Below are 25890 nucleotides of genomic sequence, written 5' to 3'. Positions count from 1 at the left end.
CATATTATTTAGCCAAAGCCTCCGTTATAATTTCAGATAAACTGGGGTGCGCGAACACAACGTCTTTTAGCCGGGTTGTTGTCATACCGGCGGCAATAGCCACGCTAAAAATATGAATCATTTCACTGGCGTTCGGGCCGGCTATGGCCGCGCCTAAAATTTTTAAAGTTTTAGCGTCAGAAAAAATTTGCAACTGCCCTTCGGTTTCATCTTGCGTTTGTGCTCTGCCGTTAGCTAAAAAAAACGCGCGCTGGATTTTAACCTCATATCCCGCTTTTTCAGCCTGCGCCTTATTTAAACCCGCAGAGGCAACTTCCGGCGAGGTATACATTGCTCTCGGTATTAAATTATTATTATAAACTTCTTTATGTCCGCAAATGTTTGAAGCCGCCACCTCGCCTTGTTTTGAAGCCGCGTGCGCAAGCAGGCAAAGTCCGTTTACGTCGCCCACAGCGTAAATATTTTTGGCAAGGTGTAAAGTTTGGGGGTTAACCTCAACGCCCCTTCTTGTCCACGGTACGCCTATATTTTCAAGTCCGATATCGCCAAGGTGCGCCGTGCGGCCTACGGCAACTAAAATTTCGTCAGCGGCAATATCCTCGCCTGTGGATAAAGTAATAATTTTTTTGCCGTTTTCAACGCGCGCCTTGTCCGCTATTACGGAGGTTAAAATATTTATTCCCCGTTTTTTAAAGGATTGTGTGAGCGTTCTTATCGAGGTTTCGTCTTCACCCGGTACAAGGGCGGGCTGCATTTCAATAATTGTTACTTTTACGCCTAAAGAATTAAACAGGCTTGCAAATTCGCACCCTATAACGCCGCCGCCTAAAATAGTAATTGTTTGTGGCAGTTTAGGTATATCAAATACATTGCTGTTGTCTAAAATATCAATGCCTTTAAAAATTTCCGGTATAAAAGGGTGTGTTCCGGCGGCTAAAACAGCAGAGTCGAAATGGATTATTTTCATTCCTTCTTGTGTTAAAAGCTCAACTTCGCTATCATTTTTAAATTTAGCGCGGCCTTCAATATATGTAATACCCGCCGTATTAAACATTGAAAGAATACTTTTTTGAAAACGCTCAATAACATTTTTTCTTCTTAAAGAGATTTTATTCCAATCGGGATTAGCGGTTATGGATTCTTCTATAGCAAGCGAGGGTATTTTTTTAACTATATCAAAACGGTGAGCCGCGTCTAAAAGAGATTTTGAAGGTATGCAGCCGCAGTTAAGGCAGGTTCCGCCGACGGCTTTTTTTTCAATAACTGTTACTTTCGCGCCTAAAGAAGCGGCTTTTAACGCAGCGGGATATCCGCCCGGGCCGGCGCCTATAATTACAATGTTTTTGCTCATAAAACCCCCTATTGGAAACTAAATATATTTTATCATTAAAAATATTCTTACAAAAAACTATAATAACAAGTATGAAAGAAAAAGAAAAGCCAAGCCATACCGGACACAGGGAAAGAATAAAAAACAAGTTTGCCAAAAACGGGTTGGACGGTTTCATGGAGCACGAAACGCTTGAGCTTTTGCTTACCTATTCTATACCCCGTAAAGACACAAAACCCATAGCTTGGGAGCTTATAAAAAAATTTGGCTCTTTAAGCGGGGTGTTGGACGCGTCACCCCAGGAACTTATGGAAGTTAAAGGCGTAGGAAAGGAGACGGCTTTATTTTTAAAAGTGGTGCGCGGCGTTTATAAAAAATACGCTTTTAGCAAATTAAAAAAGGCCGATATTATAAGAACGCCTGAGGATGTGGCTAACTATTGCAGGGCTTCTTTGGCCGAACACAAGGATGAGGTTTTTGAAGTAATTTATCTTACTGTCAGAAACACTGTTATAGGTACGGAAGTACTTTCCGTAGGCGCTATTGACCGCGCCAGCATATCACCCAGGAAAGTGGTTGAAGGCGCTTTAAAGGCAAAAGCCGTGGGGATAGTGCTTGTGCATAACCATCCTTCGGGGGACCCTTCCCCCTCTATGGAAGATATTTCTTTTACCAAAGAAGTTGCGCAGGCCGCGCGGATTTTGGGCATAATGGTGCATGACCATATTATTGTTGTGCGCGGCGGTTATTACAGCATGCGCGCGAAAAGCCAGATATAATTTCCGGCTTGCGGTTTTTTTATTATCATTTCCCACTGGACAAGACAAATTATATTTATTAGTGTTTACTGTATAAAGATTTAACTTTTTTAGCGGAGGACTTAATGTCAAAAATTACAAAAATTTTATTTATTTTACTTTCCGGGGCTTTTGTTTTAACGGCGTGCGACAGTAAAAGCGAACCGGTTTCAGCACAAATTTTTTCTGTTTTAAACGCGCTGCCCGCCGGTGACACTATTACGCTTAACGGTACGCAAATTATGTCTTTGGACAGCACTACAACAACTGACGGTAAAGGCGGAATAGCGGTTTACGCCAAAGAACTGGCCCCGACCGTAACGCTGGATGCAAACGGCGATGTTGCCTTTATAACAATGAGCACTCCTCTTATTTTTCAAAAAGACAATTTATCAAGCTATCCTTTAACGGCTTTTGTTTTTACTTCCGATTTCAGCGGCACATCCGCTATTTCAACGGGCGGAAGTGTTGTTTATACCGCCAAAAATAAACTTGCCGTAGGCGGCGCTAAAATGGGACTTAAGCACGGTGATTTCGGTTATTGGAGGGAGGTTGTAACCGCTAATATTAATAACTCTGCCGTTGGCACACATTATGACAGAAATTATATTTTTACAGACGCTTTTGTAATTGCCGACTCAACCAAAAAACCTGATTTAACAGCCCTTAACAATAACGATTCCAATCACAGCTTTAAAGGTAATGTTTTAGGCAGCGTTACTTTAATGAAAGATAACGGAGTTAACCCGGAAACGGCGGCAGGTTACGCTGACTTAACCGGCGGCATCACTTTAAGCGCTAATTTCAAAGACCAAAAAGTAAGCGCCTCTATGGATTTAAATGTTGACGGTCACAAATGGTACAGTTTTGAAACGGACAATACTTCGCAAAATCTGAATTTGGCGGACGGTTCTTTTAACAATTCGGGCGGAAGTTTGAAAGTTACGTCAACGCCTTCAGGCATTGATTCAAAGTATGAATCTACCGGAAGTTATACATCAAGCTTTCAAGGCAATTTTTACGGTGAGGACGGGAAAATCCCTGACGAGGCTTTGGGTATTTTTAACATAAATTTCCAAGGGTATAACGGCGCCGGGTTCAGGCCTGTGGTAAGCGGGGCTTTCGGAGTTAAAAAATAGAAAACAGTTAGTTTTTATAAAGATAAAGGGAGGAATAAACAACCTCCCTTATTTTTTGGACTAATAAAAGGGTTTACGGCCTTTCAAAAAAAATTAAAATTTGTATAATAGGTTTGGTTATGTCAAAATCACACATAAGCCCTTTAGACGGGCGTTACAAGAGCAAACTTTCCGCGCTCTCCCATTATATGGGGGAAGCCGCGCTAAGCGGACAAAGAGTTAATGTTGAAATAGAATATTTTAAAGCGTTAGCAGGCCTGGGTTTAAAAAACTTTCCCAAACTTAAAGAAAGTGAAGTTAAAATTTTAAATTCCATTTTGCCCCTTTCCGAAGCGGACCTTGTTACAATAAAAGATATTGAATTTAGGGGATACCGCCAAATAAAGGCCACCAACCATGACGTTAAGGCCATAGAATACTTTTTAAAATTAAGGCTCGGCGCTTCAAGCCTTAAAAACCGTTTGGAATGGATACATTTTGCTTTAACTTCGGAAGATATTAACAGCATTTCTTACGCGCTTATGCTTCGTGACGGGGTTGAAAATGTTTTGCTTCCAGAGCTTAAAAAAATACATAAAGAATTGACGGATCTTTCCAAAAAATACGCCTCAACGATTATTTTGGCAAGAACGCACGGGCAGGCGGCCGTTCCTACCACTTTCGGTAAAGAATTTAAAGTTTTTGAATACAGATTAAGAAGGCAGATAAAACAGCTTGAAAAACAGCAGATATCTTGCAAACTCGGCGGAGCCGTGGGCAACTTTAACGCGCATTTTGCCGCGTTTGATAAAGTAAACTGGCATTCTTTCGCCAAAAAATTTATTTCGGGCTTTAACAAAGGCCGCGGCGTAAAGATATTTTTAAATGAAGTTTCCACTCAAATTGATTCGCATGATACTTACGCGGAGCTTTTTGATAATGTAAAAAGAGCCAATACAATACTTTTGGATTTTTGCCAGGATATGTGGCGTTATATAAGCGACGATTACATTAAGCAGCGTCCGGTCGAAGGGGAGGTAGGGTCTTCCACCATGCCTCAAAAAGTTAATCCGATAGATTTTGAAAACGCCGAGGGAAATATAGGGCTTGCCAACGCGCTTTTCGGCTATTTTTCCTCAAAGTTGCCTGTTTCAAGGCTGCAGAGGGATTTGTCAGACTCCACGGTTTCCCGCAATTTCGCCGTGGCTTTCGGTTACTCTGTTGTGGCTTACTCAGCCATACTTAAAGGCCTTGGCAAAATAAGCGTAAATACGCAAAAGTGTGCCCAGGCGCTGCATGAGCACCCGGAAGTTCTTGCCGAAGGTGTTCAAACAATACTTAGAGCCTGTGGCATTCAAAACCCGTATGAAAAGCTTAAAGCTTTAACCAGAGGCAAAAAGATTGATAATGAAGTTTTACGTAGATTTATTGAGGATTTAGATGTAAGCAAAGAAGTAAAAGACAAACTAAAAAAGCTTTCTTTAGAGCAATACACCGGAATAGCGGCAAAATTGGCCAAAGGGCTGAAATAATAAGAGGTTAATATGATAGATATAGTTAGCGGCGGTCAAGCCGGAGACGAAGGAAAGGGCAAAATTTCCGCCTACCTTTCATACAAAGGCAATTACAGTTACTGTGTGCGCGTCGGCGGTCCGAACGCGGGACATACTGTTATCAAAGACGGTAAAAAATACACTTTAAAAAACATACCTTCGGGCTTTTTAAACCCTAAAACAAAACTAGTTTTAGGCCCGGGGGCTTATACAAAACTTGAATGGTTTATGGCGGAAGTTGAAGCTACCGGCGTTAGGGACAGAATTATAGTTGACCCTTTTGCCGTTTTAATTAACGACGCACAGACCTCGGCCGAAAAAGAAAATGCGCATTTTATGCAAAGTATAGGAAGCGTCGGCACGGGTTTGGGGCAGGCTGTCAGGGACAGAATTGAACGCCGCCAGATTACCTTTGCCAAAGACGAGCCTTTGCTTAAAGAGTATATACGGGAAGTACCTGAACTTCTTAACAAGGCTCTTGGTAAGAATGAGGATATTTTGCTTGAAGGAACACAAGGCATCAAACTTTCTTTGCTTCACGGGGAATACCCTTTTGTTACTTCACGCGATACTACCGCCTGCACGTTTTTGGCCGAAGCGGGTTTAGGCCCCAAAGCGGTAAGAGACGTTTACGTTATTTTTAAACCTTATGTAAGCCGTGTCGGCCCCGGTCCTTTAAAGGGTGAAATTACCGAAGAAGAAGATTTGGAAGTTTACCATACAAAAGGCGGCGAAGTAGGCTCCGTAAGCAAAAGGTTAAGAAGAATAGGCGATTTTGAACCTTACTACGCAAAACGCGCTATCGCAATTAATAACGGTAATAAAATAGCCATTACCCACATTGATATGTTTAAAGGCAATGATAATGTTAAAAAGTTTGAAGACCTTACCGACGAAGCTAAAAACTTCATTTTTAATATAGAGGATATGATGAAAGATGTATATCCTTTCCCCAAAGTTGCGCTTATTTCACACGGCGCCGAATTGGAAGACGTTATAGTAAGGTAATTTGTTTTGTTTGTTAAAAGAGCCGCTTTAAAGCGGCTCTTTTTTTGTTGGAAATTGTTTGTTTTTCGGCGGGTAAAGTAGAATTTATATTCGAGGAAAATTATTTTTGAGAGTTTAGTTGAATTAAAAAAGTTTATTCTTATAATATTAATAACGGTATACAAACATTGTGATTTGACTGTTCTTTTTAATTATGATAATATTTTTATAGGAAAAAGCAGGCCGTGGCTTTCGGTGAAATTGCCAAAAATTGCTTAGTGCTCCACGAGAAACCAAAGTAAGGTTTTCTTGTAGGGGTTTTTTTATTCTAAAATAAAGAAAAGGAATATGAGAACTTACGAAACAGTAACAATACTTAAGCCTCAGCTTTCAGATAATGAAGTGGCTGAGTTTTTAAACTCTGCGAAAGAGTTTATTACAAAAGCAGGCGGGGAAATAGTCTCCGAAGAAAAGCTTGGTAGAAGAAGATTTACTCATGAAATCGATCACGTTCGTGACGGTTTTTATGTGTATTTAAAATTCAGAGCTCTTCCTGCATTCGTAAAAAGCTGGGATGAAATGGCCAAGCTTAACGAACAAATACTGCGCTCAATAGTAATGCTTTCTATCGAAATAAAAGCTAAAGCGCAAACCGTAAAATAGGTAAATAAAAATGGCATCACAAATAAGATTACCTGAACAGAACCTTGTTCTTCTTACCGGCAGACTGACCAGAGACGCGAACACGGCTTTTACCCAAAAGGGCGCCGCTGTAAGCCGTTTTGACATAGCGGTCAACCGCAGGTATATGGACGCTAACGGCAGCTGGCAGGACGAAACAACCTTTGTGCCCGTAACCCTTTGGGGTCCCGCGGCCGAAAGGTCTAAGGACAGGCTTAAAAAAGGCGTGCCCGTGCACGTTGAAGGCCGTTTAGTGCTTAACGAATATACGGATAAAAACGGCGTTGCGCACAAAAATCTTCAGGTTAATTGCAGAAGAATACAGATTTTACAGTCTGCGTTTTCTGAATCGGCTTCAGGCTCCGGCGCCTCGTTTAATGATACCCCGGTTGACAATGAAGCTATTGATGATGATGTCCCGTTTTAAAAATTTACACAAAAACTAAGAGGAAGTTATAATGTCAGAAGAAAAGATTGTTAATACAGAAGCTGCTCCCGAAGCCGTCGCAGAAAGGCCGGCAAGAGCAGAAAGATCAGAAAGACCAGAAAGGCCGGCTAAAGGTCCTTTTGGAAAAAAACGCTTTGAAAGCAGAAGAAAAGTCTGCAAACTCTGCGCTGAAAAAATTGAAAATGTTGATTATAAGAACTTTCAGTTCATTAAATCATTTACAATGGATTCGGGTAAAATCCTTTCCAGAAGAATTACCGGCACATGCGCTAAACATCAGCGCCAAATAGCGTCAGCTGTTAAAAGGGACAGAAACTTGGCTATCTTGCCTTATTCTTTACCTAAAAAATAAAAATATATTTGCCCGCGTATAATTTTGGCATTGCCGGGCGGTTTGAAAAATAATTTTTCAAACAGTGCAATACCTAATCTTTTAAGGAGACAGAATTAAATGAAAGTCATTTTGAGAAAAGACGTAAAAAATTTAGGCATGGTCGGCGATATTGTTGAAGTTAAACCCGGCTATGGAAGAAACTATTTAATCCCCCAGGGCTTGGCGGAAGTAGCCACCGAAGGCGCAGTTAAAAACTGGCAGCTTGGCGCGGAAAGAAGAGCCAAAAAAATTGAAGCCGAACTTAAAGCCGCTCAAGCAGCAGCTTCTAAGCTTAAAGATATTGTTCTTACTTTTACAAAGAGCGTCAATACGGAAGGCGTTGTTTTCGGTTCAGTTAACAAAGCCGATATATACAAAGCTCTTAAAGAACTCGGACATGAAATCGAAAAGGAAAATATCGAACTTAATATGCCCGTTAAAAAACTTGGCGAAACAGACGTCAATATTTACTTTAAACCTACAGTTTCAGCTGTAATCAAAGTTAAAATTGAGCCCGTAGTAGTTGAAGCTAAATAAGATTTTTTAATAAAAAGGCCCCGCCGTACGGCGGGGCCTTTTTTTATGCTTTAAGCCTTAAAAAGTAGGGGAGATTTATGTTTTAAACATTATCAAACCATGTTCTAAAATCTTATGTTTAAATACATTTTTATAGTGATACATTTAAATGTAAACATATATACATTTTTCAGGTTGTTAATTTTGGAGTTATATTATAGAATGTTTATACCACATAAATATGGGGGCTTAATGGCACACTCAACAGATATACAATTACAAAGGACTCCTTTGCATAAAGCCTGCGTAAAAGCGGGCGGCAAGATGGTTGATTTTCACGGTTGGGAACTTCCTATACAATTTGCAGGTATAATAGCTGAACATAAATCCGTGCGCGAACACGCGGGGATTTTTGACGTCTCCCACATGGGCCAGCTTTTAATGACCGGGCGCGACGTGCATAAATTTTTAGAATACGTAACGTCTAATAAAATAAAAAACAGTCCTTCTCAGGGCACTTACACACATGTCCTAAATGAAAAGGGCGGCGTTGTTGACGATGTTGTGGCCTTTTGTAAAGAAGAAGGTAAATTCCTTGTTGTGGTAAATTCAGCCACAACTCATAAAGATTTTAAATACTTTTCAAAAATGACTGCGGGTTTTGACGTTGTTGTTGAGGACCTCAGCTCCGAGTTTGGCATGGTTGCCGTGCAAGGGCCGGAGGCTATGTCTCACGCGGAAAAACTTGTGCCCGGCATATCTGAACTTCCCAGGTTTAATATTAAAGAAGTTGTTTTATTTGGGCAGCGCTGTCTTATTACCCGTACAGGCTATACAGGTGAGGACGGACTGGAAATTATGGCTCCTCATAAAGCAATTGTTGATATATGGAACTTTTTTATTGATTTAGGCGCGGCTCCCTGCGGTTTAGGCGCGAGGGACGTTTTAAGGCTTGAGGCGGGTTATCTTTTGTACGGCGTTGACGTTGATGACGAACATACCTCCTACGAGGCTTCCTGCGGCTGGGTTGTTAAGCTTGACAAACCGGACTTTGTGGCAAAAGCTATTTTGGCCAAACAAAAGGAAGAAGGCGTAAAAATTAAATTAACTTCTTTCCAGCTTACCGGGCCGGGAGTACCTAGAGAACATTGCAAAGTTTTTTTTAAAGGGGAGGAAATAGGTTCTTTAACAAGCGGAACGTATTCCCCCATTTTTAAAGGTATCGGAAAAGGCTATGTAAATAGAATTTTAGAAATTGACGATGAAGTTGAAATAGAATCAGGCGCGCGCAAAATGACCGCGAAAGTAGTAAAAAGTTTTTACAAGAACAGAGTTTAAAACCAGGAGAATTGAAATGTATAACCAAGAAAATTGCAAATTTGCCAAAACACATGAATGGGCTTTTGTGGAAGGCGACAACGCCGTTATCGGTATAAGCGACCATGCCCAGCATGAAATAAGCGACATAGTATTTGTCGAACTTCCTAAAATAGGTGCTAAAATTGACGCGGGGAAATCTTGCTGCGTTATAGAATCTGTTAAAAGCGCGTCCGATATATACGCTCCTTTAAGCGGTGAGGTTATTGAAGTAAACAGTGCCGTGGCGGACGATCCTTCCGTCATTAACAGAGAGCCGCACGGTAACGGCTGGTTATTTAAAATTAAAATAGCGGATAAAACCGAAGAAGCCGCCCTTCTTGACTTTGCGGCCTACGAAGCTTCTTTAAAATAAAATTTTAAGCCGCCGCTAATACGGCGGCGGTAAACAAAGGAAAAAATATGTTTGTATCAAACAGTGAAGAACAAAAACAGGAAATGTTGTCTTTTTTAGGTTATAAAAATATAGAGGAGCTTATTAAAGACGCCGCTCCCGGCATAGGCAAAGCTGATTTTGATTTGCCCGCCGCGTTAAGCGAACTGGAACTTCAAAAGCATATAGGACAGCTTGCCTCTAAAAATAAAAAAGCGCTTAATTTTATCGGCGCGGGCGCTTATGAGCATTTTACCCCCGCGGCAGTTAACGCTATTTCTTCAAGGGGTGAATTTTTGACGGCATACACTCCTTACCAGGCTGAAGCCAGCCAAGGAACGCTGCAAGCTATTTACGAATACCAAAGCAGTATTTGTGCTTTATTTGATATGGACATATCAAACGCCTCCCATTATGACGGAGCTACCGCGCTGGCGGAAGCTGTGGGGGCGGCGGTAAAAATTAAAAATAAAAATACCGTTTTAATACCCGCGGCTTTGCATCCGCATTATAAGCAAACGCTTAAAACATATTTTAAATACGCCGACATAAAATTTATTGAAGTCTCCTGTGAAGAAGGTTCTACCGATATAGAAGATTTAAAAGAACAACTTGAAAATACCAATGTGGCAGCTTTTGTGTTGGCAAACCCCAACTTTTTCGGCGTTGTTGAGGAAGTTGACGAAATAAGCGAGGTTGTTAAAGAAGCGGGCGCGTTACTTATAGCGTGCGTTAATCCTTTAAGTTTGGGTGTTTTAAAAACGCCCGGCTCATATGACGCGGATTTTGCCGTTGGTGATGGTCAGGTTTTAGGCAACAGCGTATATTTCGGCGGGCCTCATTTAGGCATTTTTACCTGCAAAAAAGAATATGTGCGCAGTTTGCCGGGCCGGGTTGTAGGCATAGCTAAAGATAAAGACGGTAACCGCGCTTTTGTGCTTACTTTGCAAGCCAGAGAGCAGCATATAAGACGCGAGCGCTCGGCTTCCAATATTTGTTCAAACCAGGCTTTGTGCGCTTTAAACGCTGTTGTTTATATGACGCTTTTAGGGCCCGAAGGTATGGTGAAGGTGGCTTCTTTAAATTTGGAAAAATCGCATAAACTTAAAGATCTTCTTTCAAAAGAAGGCTGCAAGCTTAAATTTAAACAGCCTTTCTTTAATGAATTTGTTATTGAATGTCCCAAACCGGCTGAAGAAATTTGTAAAGAACTTGCCAATCAAGGTATAGCGGCGGGCTATCCTTTAAAAGAGTTTGGCGGAGGGTTTGAAAACGCCCTTCTTGTCTGCGCTACGGAAACTAAAACTGATGAAGAAATTAAAAAATTTGCGCAAATTATGGGAGGGTTCTAATTATGATTAAACCGCAAAGCAAGCTTTCCATAGAAAAATCAACAGAAGGCAAAAAAGGCGTTGCCTTACCAGAGCTTTGTAAAGAAGCTTCCAAATTTTTGCCCGAAAATTTAATGAGAAAAGAAAAACCTGTTTTACCTGAGATGAGCGAGTTTGAGGTTGTAAGGCATTTTACCAACCTTTCCCGTAAAAATTATTCTTTAGACACTCATTTTTATCCGCTCGGCTCTTGTACCATGAAATATAATCCCAGAGCTTATGAAGCCGCCGCGGCGGAACCTTCCTTTTCTTCCGCGCATCCTTTTGCCGACGCAAATTTGGCGCAGGGTACTTTGGAGCTTATGTATAACTTAGAAAGAGGGCTTAGCGAAATTTGCGGTTTTCATTCTTTTACGTTACAGCCCGCGGCCGGAGCGCACGGTGAGTGGACAGGTGTGCTTATAGCCAAGGCTTATCACGCTAAAAATAATGACCTTAACAGAACGGAAGTAATTGTTCCGGACACGGCCCACGGTACAAACCCGGCAACGGCCAATATGGCGGGCCTTAAGGTGGTTAACATTAAATCAGGCGCGGACGGCTGCGTTGATTTAGAAGCCTTAAAGGAAGTCCTTGGCCCTAAAACAGCTTTGGTTATGTTAACGGTTCCCAACACTGCGGGTCTTTTTGAAAAAGATATAAAAGAAATTGCCGATATGGTGCATGACGCGGGCTCACTTTTATATATGGACGGGGCTAATTTTAACGCTTTAATAGGCCTTGCCAAACCGGGTGAAATAGGCGCTGACATTTTGCACCTTAATTTGCATAAAACATTTTCCACGCCGCACGGCGGCGGCGGGCCAGGTTCGGGCGCTGTCGGCGTTGCCGAGCATTTGGCTGAATTTTTGCCAGGCCCGATTGTGGTTAAAAATGAAAAGACCGGATTTTTCACTCTTGCCTGTCCGGGTCCTTTAAGCATAGGCAGGGTTAAAGCTTTTTACGGCAATATAGCGGTGCTTGTTAAAACCTACTGTTATATCAAGCAGCATGACGGCGACACTTTAAAAGAAATAGCACAAAACGCTATTCTTAACGCTAATTACATTAAAGAAAAACTTAAAGATTTTTATCCTTCTTTTTTTGACAGCGTGTGCATGCACGAATGCGTTTTAACTATTAATAAAGAAAAATTTAAAAACGTTAAAACATTAGACGTTGCGAAAAGACTTTTGGATTACGGTTTTTACGCGCCCACGATTTACTTCCCGCTCATAGTGCCTGAAGCTATGATGATAGAACCTACGGAAACAGAATCTAAAAACACAATTGACAGGTTTGCGGATGCCATGATTTCTATTTATGAAGAGGCTGTTAAAACACCGGAGCTTGTTACAAACGCCCCGCAAACGCAGCCTGTTAAACGTATAGATGAAGTAAGCGCCGCGCGCGAACCTAATTTACGATGGTAGTTTAATTTTATTTTAAAGAGGAAATATATGAATTTGGAAATTTTAGCCCCCGTAAGCGGAGCCGTTATTCCTATTGAGCAGGTGCCGGATCCGGCGTTTTCGGAAAAAATGCTTGGCGACGGGCTTGCCGTAAATCCTACAAACGGAATGGTTGTGGCGCCTATTGACGGGGTTGTATCAAGCCTGCATAAAAGTTTGCACGCCGTGTCTATAACTTCCGAAAGCGGGGCTGAAGTTCTTATTCATATAGGCGTTGAAACTGTTAACCTGCAAGGCAAAGGTTTTAAAGCTTTTGTTAAGCAGGATAATAAAGTAAAAAAAGGCGATAAGTTAATTGAGTTTGACGTTGATTTTATCACTGCCAACGCGCCAAGCGGCCTTGTTATAACAATTATTACAAATCCTATGGACGTTGAGGTTTTTAAAACAAAAGCGTCTTTGGTTGAAGCCGGCAAAAGTTTTCTTTTAAATATAGGCGAAAGAAGAGAGCCCTCGGCTTTGGAGCTTGAAGGCGAGGAAATTATTTCAACCCCCATTAAAATTGTTAACAAAAACGGTTTTCACGCCAGGCCTGCAGGCGTTTTGGCAAATATAGCCAACAAATTTAAATCAAAAATAGAAATAGAAAAAAACGGTAAAAAAGCAAGCGCAAAAAGCATTGTTTCAATAATGGGGCTTGGCATAGAATACCAAGACAGCATTACCATTTTAGCTTCCGGCCCGGACGCGGAAGAAGCCTTAAAAGCGCTTATGCCTGCTGTTAAAGAAGGTCTTAATGAAACTGAAGAGGAGCATCATCCCGCCTTGCAAACCGTGGCCTCGGACGCTAACACAGGTGCAGATTTATCTAAAGAAACTAAAATTACGGGTATCAGTGCCAGCGCCGGTTTTGTAACGGGAAAAGTGTTTTTAATGGCTGAGGAAACAATTGAAATCCCCTCAACAAACCAAGGCCCCGCCAAAGAAGCTGAAATTTTAGATAAAGCTTTAGCTTCCGTAAAAAATAATATAAAAGAAGAAATTAAGGAAAATAAAGGCAAACACAGTTTTGAGGAAATTTTAAAAACCCATTTGGGAATTTTAGAAGACCATTTTTTAATTGATAACGCTAATTCCTTTGTGGGCGCGGGCAAAAACGCCGCCGAAGCCTTTGTAAACGCCGTGGAAAAAAGCGTTGAGATATTAAACGCCGCCCAAAATAATTTAATTAAAGAGCGTATAGCGGATTATAAAGACTTACAAAGAAGAGTTGTAATGACAATAACCGGCGCCAAGCCCAAAATTTTAAACGTGCCTGCGGGCAGCGTGCTTGTGGGACAGGAATTTTTGCCTAATGATATTTCTAAATTAAACGCCAATGTTTTGGGAGTGATATCGGCGGGCGGTTCAGCCACATCCCATGCTTCCATTATGCTAAGAAACGCGGGTATGCCCGCTTTAGTGGCTGTCGGCAGCGTTTTAAAGCAGCTTAAAGGCGGTGAGGAGGTTATATTGAACGCTGCGGAAGGCTACGCGGTTTTTAATCCTTCAGATTCTGTAAAAAAAGAAGCTTTAACAAGGGTTGAAGCGGATAAAAAAGCGCATGAGCAAAATTTATTAAACGCCTCTAAACCCGCAGTAACCATTGACGGAGTAGCGATATCGGTTGAAGGCAATATAGGCAGTTTGGACGAAGCCGTGAAATCCGCCCAAAGCGGAGCGGACGGCATAGGCCTTATAAGAACGGAATTTATTTTCGCCAACAACAAAACAATTCCTTCAGAAGAGGAACAATATAAAGCGTACAGCGATATTTTAAACGCCATGGGCGGCAAACCCGTTACATTCAGAACTTTTGACGTAGGCGGCGATAAGCCCGTGGCTTACATGAATCTCCCTAAGGAAGAAAATCCTATTATGGGTTTAAGAGGCGTGCGTAATTATGAAGCGAACAAAGAGTTAATTACCAATCAGATACGCGCGCTTTTACGTTTAAAACCCCAGGCTAATGTGCGTATTATGATACCCATGATCTCGTCGGCCAGAGAACTTGACCATATGATTAATGTTTTCGATGAGGAAAAGAAAAGTATGGGCTTAAAAGAAGATTATAATTTGGGTATTATGGTTGAAGTTCCTTCCGTGGCTATATTGGCGGACAGATTTATAGAAAAAATAAGTTTTTTCTCCATAGGTACAAACGATTTAACACAATATACCGTTGCCATAGACAGGGGCAACGCCCAACTGGCTAAATTCTCAAGCAGTTTTAACCCCGCGGTCTTAACGCTTATAAATATGGCAAGTACGGCCGCGAATAAAGCTGGTAAAAAAGCGGGTGTTTGCGGCGGTATGGCCAGCCAAATGAACGCCGTCGCGCTGCTTATAGGTTTGGGTGTGCGCGAGCTTGCGGTATCAGCGCCTGAAATAGCAAATATTAAAGCTTTAATAAGAACTTTAAGCGTAAAAGAGTGCGAGGCGTTTGCCAAAGAGGCTATTAGCCTTAGAAGCAGCGTTAATGTAAGAGAGCTGGTTAAACAAAAGTTTAATTTATAGGAGAAAAAATGAAGAAATACTTTTCCGCCGTTACAAAAGCGTTTGTTACTTTAGGCAAAGCCTTAATGCTCCCCATAGCCGTGCTTCCTATAGCGGGTTTATTATTAAGGCTGGGCCAGCCTGATTTGCTTAATATAGCGTTCCTGGCTGATTCGGGGGACGCTATTTTTAAAAACCTGCCCACAATATTCGCGTTGGGCGTTTCCATAGGTTTTGCCAAAGACAACCACGGTGCCGCTCCGTTATCTGCTTATGTGGGTTATGTTGTTTTAACAGCAGGGCTTAAAGTTTTAAATCCGGAAACTAACATGGGCGTATTCGGCGGTATCATAATAGGTGTTATGGCGGGTTATTTTTATAACAGATTTCATGATATACAGCTTCCTTCATATTTAGCCTTTTTCGGCGGTAAAAGATTTGTGCCCATTATTACCGGCACAAGCGCTGTTTTCCTGGCTTTAGCGGCCAGCGTTATTTGGCCGCCTGTTGAACACGCTATTAATTCTTTGGGCACTTGGATTATAGGATCTAAAGGCGTAGGGTTATTCATTTTCGGTTTCGCGAACAGGCTTTTAATACCTTTAGGTTTACACCATGTTCTTAATAATTTGGTTTGGTTTTTATTCGGTAATTTTGAAGTTGTTAAAGAAGGCGCGGTTGTGCTTTACCAGGGTGATATCGCCAGGTTCTTTGCGGGCGACCCTGCGGCGGGCAGTTTTATGGCGGGGTTTTTCCCCGTTATGATGTTCGGCCTTCCGGCGGCTTGTTTCGCAATGATGCTTACCGCTAAAACCGCTAAAAGAAAAGCTACCGCCGGCATTTTGCTTTCCATGGCTTTAACAAGCTTCTTAACAGGTATTACAGAGCCTATTGAATTTAGTTTTATGTTTCTTGCATTCCCGTTATATGTTTTACACGCTTTGCTCACAGGGATATCAATGGTTGTTATGGATTTGATGAACATTAAGCTGGGTTTTACTTTTTCAGCTGGTGCGTTTGACTTTGTTCTTAATTGGGGTAAGGCCACCAATCCCGCCCGTTTCTTTATAGTGGGCGGTGTGTATGCGGTACTTTATTTTGTCGTATTTTATTTTGCTATTAAGTTTTGGGATTTAAAAACCCCGGGCAGGGAAGATGACGTTGTTGAATCGGAAGAAACCTGTGAACCGGGGCAGAATTCTAAAGCTGTTGAGGCGGCCCCAACAAGCGCGCCCGCCAGAGATACAAGGGGATATAAATATATGACTGCTCTTGGCGGTAAAGAAAACCTTAAAGTTGTTGACGCGTGCGCCACAAGACTGAGGCTTGAGGTTGTTGATTCTTCCAAAGTAAAAGACGTGGATTTAAAAGCTTTGGGCGCCAGGGGAGTTTTAAGACCGGGCGATGGGCTTGTGCAGGTTATTATAGGGCCTGAGGCTGATTTAATAGCGGGCGAAATAAGGAAGGAATTTTAATTTATGCGTCTTATAGTACCGCAAATTAACACCGGGGCTTACGCCGCGCGGCTGCTTAAAAAAAGGCTTAAGGACAGCAAAAAGTTTGTCTTAGGTCTTCCCACAGGCGGCACCGCCGTTGATATGTACTCCGCGTTTAGGGAAGAATATTCCAAAGGGAATTTAAGTTTTAAAAACGTGGTTACTTTTAATATGGATGAATATTTTGGTTTGCCGGCTTCGCACCCGCAGTCATACATTTCTTTTATGAAGCGGCATTTGTTTGACCATGTGGACATTAAGCCCGAAAACATTAATATTCCTGACGGTAACGCCAAAGATATTGAAAAAGAATGTTTTGCTTATGAGGAAAAAATAAAAAATGCCGGCGGTATAGATTTATTTTTTGGCGGTGTGGGTGAAAACGGGCATATAGCTTTTAACGAACCGTTTTCTTCTTTACAAAGCCAAACGCATAAAGTTTTTTTAACGCAATGCACAATAAAAGCTAATTCACGTTTTTTTAATTCGGAAGAAGAAACACCCAAAACCGCCATTACCGTAGGCGTGGGGACAATAATGTCCGCGCGTGAAGTGGTTATTTTAGCTACCGGTTTTAAAAAGGCTGAAGCGGTAAGAGCCGCGCTTGAAGGCGCGGTGTCAAGCAAATGGGTGATATCCGCTTTGCAGCTGCATAAGAAGGCGGTTATAGTGGCGGATTCGGCCGCTTGCGCTAATTTAGAACCTGCCACATTTGAATACTTTAAGAACTTAAAAGACGAATATTCAGAATTGGAAAACATTAATTAGTTTAAGGAGCGGGGTATGAAAGTTATTGTAAACGCCGATATTGTTTTTCCCGGGAGTATAGAACGAGGCTCCGTAACAATTGACGGGGACTCAATTTTAGATATTTTGATTGACAGCGACGGGGTTAAGAAAGATTTTACGGGGTATGATATTATTGATGCTAAAGGTGCGTATCTCGCGCCCGGTTTTATAGATTTGCATATCCACGGAAGCGGCGGGTTTGGCACCGAGGATATGAGCGCCGAGTCGCTTTTAAAAATGTCTCTTTTTCTTGCTAAAATGGGCGTAAGCGCTTTTTGTCCGACATTGTATCCTTCCAATAAAAAAACAATGGTTGAGAATATAGAAAAACTTTTACCCGCTTTCGGCAAAGAAGAAGGGGCGGAAATTTTGGGATTTCATTTAGAAGGGCCTTTTATATCACCACAAAAACCCGGCGTAATGAAGCCGCAAGATATTACCCCCGTAGATATAAAATTTATGAAAGAACTTTGCGCCGCCGCGCAGGGTAAAATTAAAATAATGACTTTTGCGCCGGAACTTGAAGGCTCTTCTGCTCTTATAGATTTTGCCCGACAAAACGGTGTTTTTTTACAAATCGGCCACACTAATGCGACTTACTCGCAAATGACGGACGCGCTTAAAAAAGGCGTAAGCCATGTAACGCATTTATTTAACGCCATGTCGCCTTTTAACCACCGTGAGCCCGGCGCCGCAGGAGCGGCTTTAATGGGAAATTTCAGCGTTGAAATAATTGCCGACGGCGTGCACGTGCATCCCGCCATTGTTAACTTTTTAAGCAAGGTAAAAAACCCTAAGGAGGTTTTTTTAATAACAGACGCCTTAAAGCCGGTGTCCCAAACGGAAGGCTCTTTATTTGCCAATAAAGAGGCGGTGTCCTTTAAAGATGGCGTTTTTAAACGAGTAAGCGATAATGTTATAGCGGGATCCGCCTTAACTATGATGGGGGGAGTAAAAAATTTGGTTTCCTTTGGCTTTAGCGCGCAAAACGCTTTTATGGCGTCCGCATATAACCAAGCGATATTTTTAGGTTTAAAAAACATGGGGCGGATTGAAAAAGGTTTTAAAGCGAACTTAAATATTATTGATAAAGAATTTAACTTAAAGCATAGTTTTGTTAACGCAAGGCATTATTCGCATGAGGAAATTACGTCTTAAAACGTTTAAACATTTGCCCGAAGTTTTTATTTTTGATATCATATAGTATATTTAGATCAGCCGAGGTAGCTCAGTGGTAGAGCACTGGTCTGAAAAACCAGGTGTCGACAGTTCGATCCTGTCCCTCGGCACTTTTTAAAAAAGCCCCGTAAACGCGGGGCTTTTTTATATTAATATGCCTGTTTATATCTAAAATTGTAAAATAAATTATGAGCGGATTTATTGTTGAAACGGACGTGTTAAATGTTTTTGGGCATATGGCTTATGATGAGCTTCTTGCCTCAAGCCTGCCTAAAGATAAAAACCAGGTTTTTTTAAGGTTTTACAATTGGGGTGAAAACGCCGCCAAAGCAATGACTTTCGGTTACGCGCAGTTCTTTTCAGATATACAAAAAGAGTCTTCTTTTAAAACCTGCAAAGACGTAACCCGCAGGCCTACCGGCGGCGGGGTTGTTTACCACAACTGTGATTTAACATTTAGTTTAGTGTTTAGGTCCGAAATTAAAAGAGTGCAGGAATTATATGACAATATACACGGTGCCATAAATAAACATTTAGCTGTTGAGGAGAAAGGTCTTTCGGTGTCAAAAGAAGAAAGCGCGACAGCGCTTTACGCGCCCTCGGTTGACGGCGGCGCTAATGCTTGTTTTTCTAATCCGGTAAAAAGCGATATTCTTAATTCCGAAGGCAATAAAATTTTAGGCGGTGCGATAAGACGCTGGGATAATATTGTTTTATACCAGGGCTCTTTGCAGACTGCAACGGCCAGAGCAAACAAAAACTATATTCACGCTTTAAAAAATGCCGTGGCGGACTATTGGAACGTCAATCTAAAACAGTTTTCACACGGAAGTGTTTTTATTAAAAAAGCGCAAGAAGAAGCGGTTTCTAAATATACCGCGGAAGAATGGATTAGGAAATTTTAATGAAAAATATTTTAAAGGTAATTTGTTCCATATTACTGCTGCCGTTAGTGTTTTTTGCCGCGGAACATTTGTTTTTTTTGTTATGGCGGCTGCTTTTTAGCGGTTTGCCGGCGTTTTGTTTTTTAGGCGGGGCGGCGCTGTACTTAACATTTCATTTTTTTGTTTATAATTTTTCACGCTTCTATGTTGCGGCGCATGAATTTACGCACGCTGTTGTGGCATTGTTTTTCGGCTATAAGGTTAAAGGTTTAAAAATAAGTAAAGACAGCGGCAATGTTAAGTTAGACGGTTTTAACGAAATTGTGGTGCTTGCTCCTTATGTTATTCCTTTATATTTTTTAGTTTTTGCTTTAATTTCCTTAATTTTGATATACAACGGGCTTGATAACGTAATTTACAGAAATATTTATTCCTTTATCTTTGGTTTTTTATTTTGTTTCCATATTACGCACACATTAAAAACCTTATTCGAGGTATCTCAGCCGGATGTTAAAATGGCGGGCGGGCGCATATTTTCTTTTGTGGTGATAACACTTTCAAACATAATATTTATTTTAATTTTCTTAGCGGTTGTTTTTCCGTCGGATATATCACTTTTAAGTTTCTTTTATGACATTTTTGCCCGCACTCTACTAGTTTGGAAAAAACTGCTAAACTATATATTCGGGGGTATTGTGGAAATTTTTAGGTTATGAGCGGAAAACAAGCAGAAAAAAAGAATAAAAAAGGGAAAATTAAAAGTTTTTTTTCCAAGTTATATAAAGCGTTAAAAAAGTTTGTTAAAGGCACTATCAAACTTTCCATTAAAACGCTTACCTTTTTTATGCTTTTTATGGTGTTTTTGGCTGCCTTGGGCTGGGCTATGTTTATTAAATATTTTAACGCGCAGGATGTTTCGCAGCTGATTGCCGACCAAATGCAAAGCGCTCTTGCAAGACCTGTTGTTATAGGCTCTTTGGAACTGCAGTTTTTTAACTCAGCCAAAATTAAAAAAATGCTCATTTTAGACACCGAGATTCCCAATGCCCCTCCTTTGCTTGAAGCTGAGGAAGTTTCCTTAAGATACAACATTTGGGACATTTTAAAAAAAGAAATTCATATTGAGGAAGTTACCCTTAAAAATCCGAAAATAATTATAAGTAAAAATGAGGATGGCAGTTTAAATATGCCTGTAATTGATATTTCTTCAGCCCGCCAGATTGTTTCAAAAACGCCCGGAACAAATAAAGAAGAATCTTTTAAAGTAAGAATTGACGATTGGAAAATTGTGAACGGTACGTTTATGCTGCGTGATGATTTTAAAAATACCGTACATGCGCTTTACGACGTGGATATGGAGTTTAGGAATTTGAATTTTAATGCACCGTCCAATTTTAAAACAGGCTTTTTAATGCGTAATGTTTGGCAGGATAAAATGATAGAAGTGGCGGTAAAAGCCGGTGGCAGCGTTAATTTTTCCAATTTTGACTGGAGCAGATTTAATTTAAGAAACACAAATGTTGAACTAGCTTTTTTTGACAAACCTATTAAAATCAGGCTTGACGTTGATAATGTTTATACTCCTTTTTTAAGTTTTACGGCGGATATTCCGCCTTTAACGGACGCTGACCTTTCTTTATTTTTAAATAAACCTTTAAATATCAATTTTCCACAAATGAAAATAAGCGCCAATACAGTTTTAAAAAGATCATACCATCATTTTTCCGTAAATAAACTGCAGCTTACATCAGGCGATATTAAGGCTGACGCCAGCGGCAACTTGTATTTAGACAGGCTTGAAGGGGATTTTAACGTTAAAACGGATTTCTTTAAAATGGAAGGTAAGGAAACAATTTACGCGGGCATAAAAAAGTTTAATCTTAAGGGCAACGGAGCTGTAAATTTAAAAGGTGTTTTTAAAGATAAAAAGGTAACCTTTCCGGAAGTGGAGGTTTCAGTTAAAAATGCTGCCGCTAAAATAGGTAATTATAACGGCGGATGGAATATATCTGACGCTACCGGCGTACTTTACGCGAAAGACGGATTTAAAACTTTGGGAACAAAAGTTTCCACAGGTATTTTAAAAATAGGGCAGCAAGTATTTAGCGAAGTGAAAGGTGATTGTGAATACAGTTCAAAAGCAAATAAACTTACAGGCCTTGTCTCAAGCGCCAAATTAAACGGCGTTCCTATGAAAGTGGGCACTACAATTAGCAATTTCAGACATAAAACCCGCAGAAAGGTTGAGGCTAATCTCTATATGCAAAATTTTGATATTGTGGGTTTTTATGACACTATATTTGATTTTGTTATTACAATAGTAGGACCTGTAAAAAGCAAAAACACGGATAACAGCAACATGGCATGGCTTAGAGTAATTAAAAACGGTTTGCCTGCGTTTATGCCGAATTTGAACGGATTTATTGTGGCTGATACCTTTACATCCCCCGTGCTTTCCGGAAATAATTTTTATACGGAATTTAATTTAACCGGACTTATACCTCCGGGCAGTAAATTAAGCGGCACTTTGGACGCGCAAGTTTCTAACGGCGTAATATACCAGCTTGAAAGAAAAGCGGAAGAGGAAAAAGTTTTGGGTGTGGCTTTCCAGCCATTTATCGTCATGCACAGAATGGAAAAAGCGGGAACGTTCAGGGTAGGACGCGTATTAAAAGACGTTAATTACAATAAAATATCTCTTTCAACTGATTTTAAAAACGGTACAATGGATATAGTTAACTTTTTTTCCGACGGCTCGACATTAGCTTTTGCCGCTACGGGCGAGGTTAACTGGCTGGCCGAAAGGCTTAACGCGACTATTTGGACCATATTTAAAAATACTTCGCGTTCAGGCGCTTTGGCTGAAAATTTGACTGACGCCTCCGGCGCGCCCGCGCTTGCTTTTAGAGTGCATGACTCTATGTCAAGTCCTAAGGTGGAAATGCTAAAACCCAGAACCAGCGGAGCTGAAATAAGGAAAGCCATAAACAGAGGTATAAGGACGGACTTTTCCGCAGCGGAAAAATTCAGGCCTAAAAAATAACGGGAGTTTTTATGGGAAGAACAAAAAATTTAGATATTCTTTCGATATTAGAAGAGCACGGCGCGTTTGAGGTTGGTCATTTTGCCCTTCCTTCGGGTTGTCACAGCCAAATTTATATTCACGCCTGCTCAATAATGTCGCGCCCGCATATAGCGCAAAAAGTGGCGCAGGCAATGTCGGACAAATTTGCAAAAGAAACGGATATTGTTTTATCTCCCAGTCCGGAAACTTCCGTAATAGCGCAGGAGGTTGCCAGAGTGCGCGATAATGTGCGCGCCATGTTTGCTGAAAAATGCGAAAAGGGCCGCCTTGTTTTAAAAAGAAATTTTATTATAAAACCCGGAGAAAGGGTTCTTATCGTAGATGATGTGGCCGTATCAGGCAAAAAAATAGAAAGAGCCGTCGCTTTAGTTAAAAAGCACGGCGGCAAAGTTATAGGAGTTTCTGTTATTGTAGACAGGTCTTCGGGGATTTTAAGCGTTAAAGCACCCTTAAGGGCGCTTGTTTCATACCCTTTAAAAACTTATATTAAAGACGACTGTCCGCTTTGCAAAAATAAAATACCCCTAAAAACTAAAGAGGAAAAATAATGTTAGATATTAAACTTAAAGCAAGGGAAGATAAAAGAGTCCGCGCGGGGCATCTTTGGATTTTCTCAAACGAAATTGAAAATTTAGATAAAACCGCTGTTTCCGGCTCTTTATGCCGTGTGCTTAGCGCGGAAGGGGATACTGTGGGGTACGGATATTTTAATCCGCACAGTTTAATATCCGTAAGGCTTCTTAAACGTGGTAAAGAACCTTTGGAAAAATCTTTTATACAAGATTATATAGACGCGGCCTACGGCTACCGCAAAGAGATTGGACTTAGGAAATACGGGCGTATGGTTTACGGCGAGTCTGACATGCTTCCCGGCCTTATTATTGACCGTTACGGCGATATTTTGGTTATAGATATTTTAACCGCCGGCATGGAACTTTTAAAAGAAGATATAACAAAAGCGGTTAAAAAAATATTTAAACCTAAAGGAATAATTTATAAAAATGACAGTTCTTTTAGAATAATGGAAAATCTTCCCGTTAATCCTGAAATTATGGGCGAAGTTCCCCAAAGCGTCATTATTGAGGAAAACAAAGTTGAATATGAAGTGCCTTTAAGCGAAGGGCAAAAAACCGGTTTCTATTTTGACCAGCGTGAAAACAGGGAGTTTTTAAAACCTTATTTTAAAGACAAACTTGTTTTAGATTTATATTCGTATATAGGCGCCTTCGGCATTTACGCGGCTAAAAACGGCGCCGCCCAGGTTTGGGGCACGGACTCTTCTGCTCTAGCGGTTGAATACGCCAATAAAAATGCTAAATTAAACGGCGTTGAGGATATTGTTACATATAAACGTGACGACGCCGAAAGACTTTTATCAGCCATGGGCAAAAAAGAATTACCCGACCAACCAGATTTTGTTTTGCTTGACCCGCCCGCTTTTGTAAAAAACCGCAAAAGCCTGCCGCAAGCAATAAACTTGTATGTTAAACTCAATCGTATGGCTTTGGAAGGGTTGGAGCCCGGCGGTTATTTGGCCACTTCCACCTGCTCGCACCATATATCAAGGGAAATTTTTGTTGATATTATAAGGCAGGCCGCCTATAAAGCGGGCAAAAGGGTCGTTATGCTTGAGCTTCGCGGCCAGGCTAAAGACCATCCTGTTTTAGTGGGTATGCCTGAAACGGAATACTTACATTTCGCTTTACTGCAGGTAAGATAAAATAAAAAAGGCGGCTCTTATTAAGAGCCGCCTTTTTTAATATTCAAATATTTTTGAAGGCGATGTAGCGCCCTTTATAAGGCGTATTTTTTTTACCCCAACGCCTATCTCTTTGGCTAAAATTTCCCGCACGGCTTCATTGGCCAAACCTCGTTCGGCGGGGGCTTTAACCCAAATTTCAAAAGTATCCTCATTTTTTTTAATGAGTTTGTTTTGTTTTTCGTCAGCGTGAACTTTTACTTTTATATACATAGTCTGTAAAAAAACAGCGGCGTTTTAGGCGCCGCTGTTTATGTTTTTATTTTGAAACAAGCGATTTTCTGTCCATATCCTTGGGTTGTTCAACTCCAAGGATGTCAAGTATTGTGGGCGCTATATCGCCAAGGCAGCCAAGCTCTTCAAGTTTAATATTTTCCGCGTCTTTAGACACATAAATAAGTTCAACAAGGCTGCAGGTATGCGCCGTTTTAGGCATATTTGTTTTTACGTCCCACATTGTTTCGGCGTTGCCGTGATCCGCCGTGATTAAAACGGTGTATCCTTTATCAAGGGCGGCTTTGGTTATTTTGCCGGTGCATTCGTCAACCACTTCAACCGCTTTAATAACCGATTTCATATTGCCTGTGTGACCGACCATGTCACAATTGGCGAAGTTAACTAAGATAAAATCATATTTATCCGAATTAATTTGCTTAACTGTTTCGTCCGCTACCAGATAGGCTTCCATTTCCGGATGTTCGGCGAAGGTGGCGGGGTCAAAACGGCCTTTAAGTTCAATTCTGTCTTCCCCTTTAAAAGGTTTAATTAGTTTACCGTTAAAGAAAGATGTTACGTGTTTGAATTTCTGCGTTTCGGCAATTCTTAACTGCGTTTTGCCGTTGTCGGCAAGAACCTGGCCCAGCAAATTATTCATGCTCCCGCCGTCAGTCATTGAGGGCAGGGCGTTAAATTCAAAAGCGTCATAGTATTTTGTAAGCCCGCAGAAAACCACTTTAACAAATTTTTCTCTTTTACCGGGGTAATCTGCGTCTATAAACGCGCGGGTAAGCTGTATGGCTCTGTCCTGGCGGAAGTTAAAGAAAATAACGCTGTCGCCGTCTTTAGCGCCTTTGTAGCCGTTTATAACAGCGGGGGCCACGTATTCATCGGTCATTTCTGTGCCGTCGGGGGTCTTGTCCGTATCGTAAGAAATTTGAACGGCTTCTTCAGCGGATTTGGCGGACCTTACCGCTTTGCCTTCCGTTATAAGAGCGTAGGCTTTATCTGTTAAATTCCAGTCTTCGCTTCTGTCCATGGCGTAGTAGCGGCCCATAACGGTGGCAATTTGCCCGGCTCCGTATTCTTTAATTTTTGCCTCAAGCTCGCGCACAAAACCTATAGAGCTCCTGGGAGGTGTGTCACGCCCGTCGGCAAAAAAATGTACGTAAATTGTTTTAACGCCTTTTTTAGCGGCGTGTTCAATAATTGCGAACAAATGGTCCTGATGCGCGTGCACGCCTTCATCTTGAACAAGGCCCATTAAATGCAGCGCGCTGTTATTTTGCGCGGCGTTATCAATGCACGCTTTAAAAGGTTTGGCATTAAATAAAGAACCGTCTTCAATAGTATCTTTAAGTCTTTTAAGTTCCTGCACTACAATTCTGCCCGCGCCCATGTTTAAATGCCCTACTTCAGATGAGCCCATGTACCCGGCAGGCAGGCCGACCATAACTCCGGCGGCTTCTAAAAATGTGCTTGGATAATTTTCCAAATAGCTTGTTATATTGGGTGTTTTTGCCTGGCGTACGGCGTTATATTTTACTTCTTCTCTTTTGCCCCAGCCGTCACGTACTACTAACATTACTTTCTTCTTCATAATTTCTCCTAA

24 protein-coding genes and 1 tRNA gene are annotated in these 25890 nt (G+C 41.1%); 22 read left to right on the top strand and 3 right to left on the bottom strand.

The window, feature by feature from the left end; all coding sequences use genetic code 11:
* Positions 1 to 4 precede the first annotated feature (4 nt).
* Positions 5 to 1351 (bottom strand): dihydrolipoyl dehydrogenase, encoded by a 1347-nt coding sequence (lpdA, locus tag EMIN_RS06940; RefSeq protein WP_012415528.1) that lies wholly within the window; start codon positions 1349 to 1351, stop codon positions 5 to 7.
* A gap of 71 nt (positions 1352 to 1422) precedes the next feature.
* On the opposite strand from lpdA, the gene radC reads away from it, so the two are divergent.
* The 22 genes from radC (at position 1423) to EMIN_RS06830 (ending at position 24023) form a co-directional block, all read left to right on the top strand.
* Positions 1423 to 2109 (top strand): RadC family protein, encoded by a 687-nt coding sequence (gene radC, locus EMIN_RS06935; RefSeq protein WP_012415527.1) that lies wholly within the window; start codon positions 1423 to 1425, stop codon positions 2107 to 2109.
* 104 nt (positions 2110 to 2213) lie between these two features.
* A complete protein-coding gene (locus EMIN_RS06930) occupies positions 2214 to 3266 on the top strand; it encodes a hypothetical protein (protein WP_012415526.1) in 1053 nt (350 codons plus the stop codon).
* Positions 3267 to 3385: 119 nt separating this feature from the next.
* A complete protein-coding gene (purB, locus tag EMIN_RS06925) occupies positions 3386 to 4777 on the top strand; it encodes an adenylosuccinate lyase (protein WP_012415525.1) in 1392 nt (463 codons plus the stop codon).
* A 12-nt stretch (positions 4778 to 4789) separates the two neighbouring features.
* Complete coding sequence (locus EMIN_RS06920; protein ID WP_012415524.1) at positions 4790 to 5806, top strand: adenylosuccinate synthetase; 1017 nt, start codon at positions 4790 to 4792, stop codon at positions 5804 to 5806.
* A gap of 327 nt (positions 5807 to 6133) precedes the next feature.
* Positions 6134 to 6448, top strand: coding sequence for a 30S ribosomal protein S6 (rpsF, locus tag EMIN_RS06915; RefSeq protein WP_012415523.1), 315 nt, complete (start codon positions 6134 to 6136; stop codon positions 6446 to 6448).
* 10 nt (positions 6449 to 6458) lie between these two features.
* Entirely contained in the window at positions 6459 to 6893 is a 435-nt protein-coding gene (locus EMIN_RS06910) for a single-stranded DNA-binding protein (RefSeq protein ID WP_012415522.1), read from the top strand.
* A gap of 31 nt (positions 6894 to 6924) precedes the next feature.
* Complete coding sequence (gene rpsR, locus EMIN_RS06905; RefSeq protein WP_012415521.1) at positions 6925 to 7266, top strand: 30S ribosomal protein S18; 342 nt, start codon at positions 6925 to 6927, stop codon at positions 7264 to 7266.
* 99 nt (positions 7267 to 7365) lie between these two features.
* On the top strand, positions 7366 to 7824 hold the full coding sequence (rplI, locus tag EMIN_RS06900) for a 50S ribosomal protein L9 (protein WP_012415520.1): 459 nt from the start codon (positions 7366 to 7368) through the stop codon (positions 7822 to 7824).
* A gap of 231 nt (positions 7825 to 8055) precedes the next feature.
* Positions 8056 to 9141 carry a glycine cleavage system aminomethyltransferase GcvT gene (gene gcvT / locus EMIN_RS06895; protein WP_041691282.1) on the top strand — a complete coding sequence of 362 codons (1086 nt, stop codon included), beginning with the start codon at positions 8056 to 8058 and terminating at the stop codon, positions 9139 to 9141.
* Between the two features lie 16 nt (positions 9142 to 9157).
* Positions 9158 to 9535, top strand: coding sequence for a glycine cleavage system protein GcvH (gcvH, locus tag EMIN_RS06890; RefSeq protein WP_012415518.1), 378 nt, complete (start codon positions 9158 to 9160; stop codon positions 9533 to 9535).
* 47 nt (positions 9536 to 9582) lie between these two features.
* On the top strand, positions 9583 to 10905 hold the full coding sequence (gene gcvPA / locus EMIN_RS06885; RefSeq protein ID WP_012415517.1) for an aminomethyl-transferring glycine dehydrogenase subunit GcvPA: 1323 nt from the start codon (positions 9583 to 9585) through the stop codon (positions 10903 to 10905).
* Positions 10906 to 10910: 5 nt separating this feature from the next.
* A complete protein-coding gene (gene gcvPB / locus EMIN_RS06880) occupies positions 10911 to 12356 on the top strand; it encodes an aminomethyl-transferring glycine dehydrogenase subunit GcvPB (protein ID WP_041691553.1) in 1446 nt (481 codons plus the stop codon).
* 27 nt (positions 12357 to 12383) lie between these two features.
* Positions 12384 to 14891, top strand: coding sequence for a phosphoenolpyruvate--protein phosphotransferase (gene ptsP, locus EMIN_RS06875; protein WP_012415515.1), 2508 nt, complete (start codon positions 12384 to 12386; stop codon positions 14889 to 14891).
* An 8-nt stretch (positions 14892 to 14899) separates the two neighbouring features.
* Positions 14900 to 16345: an N-acetylglucosamine-specific PTS transporter subunit IIBC gene (nagE, locus tag EMIN_RS06870; protein WP_012415514.1), complete on the top strand. Its 1446-nt coding sequence runs from the start codon at positions 14900 to 14902 to the stop codon at positions 16343 to 16345.
* A gap of 3 nt (positions 16346 to 16348) precedes the next feature.
* Complete coding sequence (nagB, locus tag EMIN_RS06865) at positions 16349 to 17134, top strand: glucosamine-6-phosphate deaminase (protein WP_012415513.1); 786 nt, start codon at positions 16349 to 16351, stop codon at positions 17132 to 17134.
* Positions 17135 to 17149: 15 nt separating this feature from the next.
* A complete protein-coding gene (gene nagA, locus EMIN_RS06860) occupies positions 17150 to 18313 on the top strand; it encodes an N-acetylglucosamine-6-phosphate deacetylase (protein ID WP_012415512.1) in 1164 nt (387 codons plus the stop codon).
* 59 nt (positions 18314 to 18372) lie between these two features.
* Positions 18373 to 18444, top strand: a tRNA-Phe gene (locus EMIN_RS06855).
* A gap of 78 nt (positions 18445 to 18522) precedes the next feature.
* Positions 18523 to 19239 carry a lipoyl protein ligase domain-containing protein gene (locus EMIN_RS06850; RefSeq protein ID WP_012415511.1) on the top strand — a complete coding sequence of 239 codons (717 nt, stop codon included), beginning with the start codon at positions 18523 to 18525 and terminating at the stop codon, positions 19237 to 19239.
* Entirely contained in the window at positions 19239 to 19934 is a 696-nt protein-coding gene (locus tag EMIN_RS06845) for a M50 family metallopeptidase (protein WP_012415510.1), read from the top strand. Before EMIN_RS06850 ends, EMIN_RS06845 begins: the two co-directional genes overlap by 1 nt.
* Positions 19931 to 22261, top strand: a complete 2331-nt coding sequence (locus tag EMIN_RS06840; protein WP_012415509.1) for a hypothetical protein — start codon at positions 19931 to 19933, stop codon at positions 22259 to 22261. The genes EMIN_RS06845 and EMIN_RS06840 overlap by 4 nt, the downstream gene beginning before the upstream one ends.
* Before the next feature lie 11 nt (positions 22262 to 22272).
* A complete protein-coding gene (locus EMIN_RS06835; protein WP_012415508.1) occupies positions 22273 to 22851 on the top strand; it encodes a phosphoribosyltransferase family protein in 579 nt (192 codons plus the stop codon).
* On the top strand, positions 22851 to 24023 hold the full coding sequence (locus EMIN_RS06830) for a class I SAM-dependent rRNA methyltransferase (protein WP_012415507.1): 1173 nt from the start codon (positions 22851 to 22853) through the stop codon (positions 24021 to 24023). The genes EMIN_RS06835 and EMIN_RS06830 overlap by 1 nt, the downstream gene beginning before the upstream one ends.
* 36 nt (positions 24024 to 24059) lie before the next feature.
* Here EMIN_RS06830 and EMIN_RS06825 read toward each other — a convergent pair whose 3' ends face one another.
* Both EMIN_RS06825 and gpmI read right to left on the bottom strand, forming a co-directional pair.
* Positions 24060 to 24275 (bottom strand): DUF167 domain-containing protein, encoded by a 216-nt coding sequence (locus tag EMIN_RS06825; RefSeq protein WP_012415506.1) that lies wholly within the window; start codon positions 24273 to 24275, stop codon positions 24060 to 24062.
* A gap of 46 nt (positions 24276 to 24321) precedes the next feature.
* On the bottom strand, positions 24322 to 25878 hold the full coding sequence (gene gpmI, locus EMIN_RS06820; RefSeq protein WP_012415505.1) for a 2,3-bisphosphoglycerate-independent phosphoglycerate mutase: 1557 nt from the start codon (positions 25876 to 25878) through the stop codon (positions 24322 to 24324).
* Between the last annotated feature and the right edge of the window lie 12 nt (positions 25879 to 25890).

This window comes from Elusimicrobium minutum Pei191, from assembly GCF_000020145.1.
Lineage (GTDB): Bacteria > Elusimicrobiota > Elusimicrobia > Elusimicrobiales > Elusimicrobiaceae > Elusimicrobium > Elusimicrobium minutum.
Note: the sequence above shows the minus strand (reverse complement) of the source record. Positions and strands in the feature narration are given on the sequence as shown.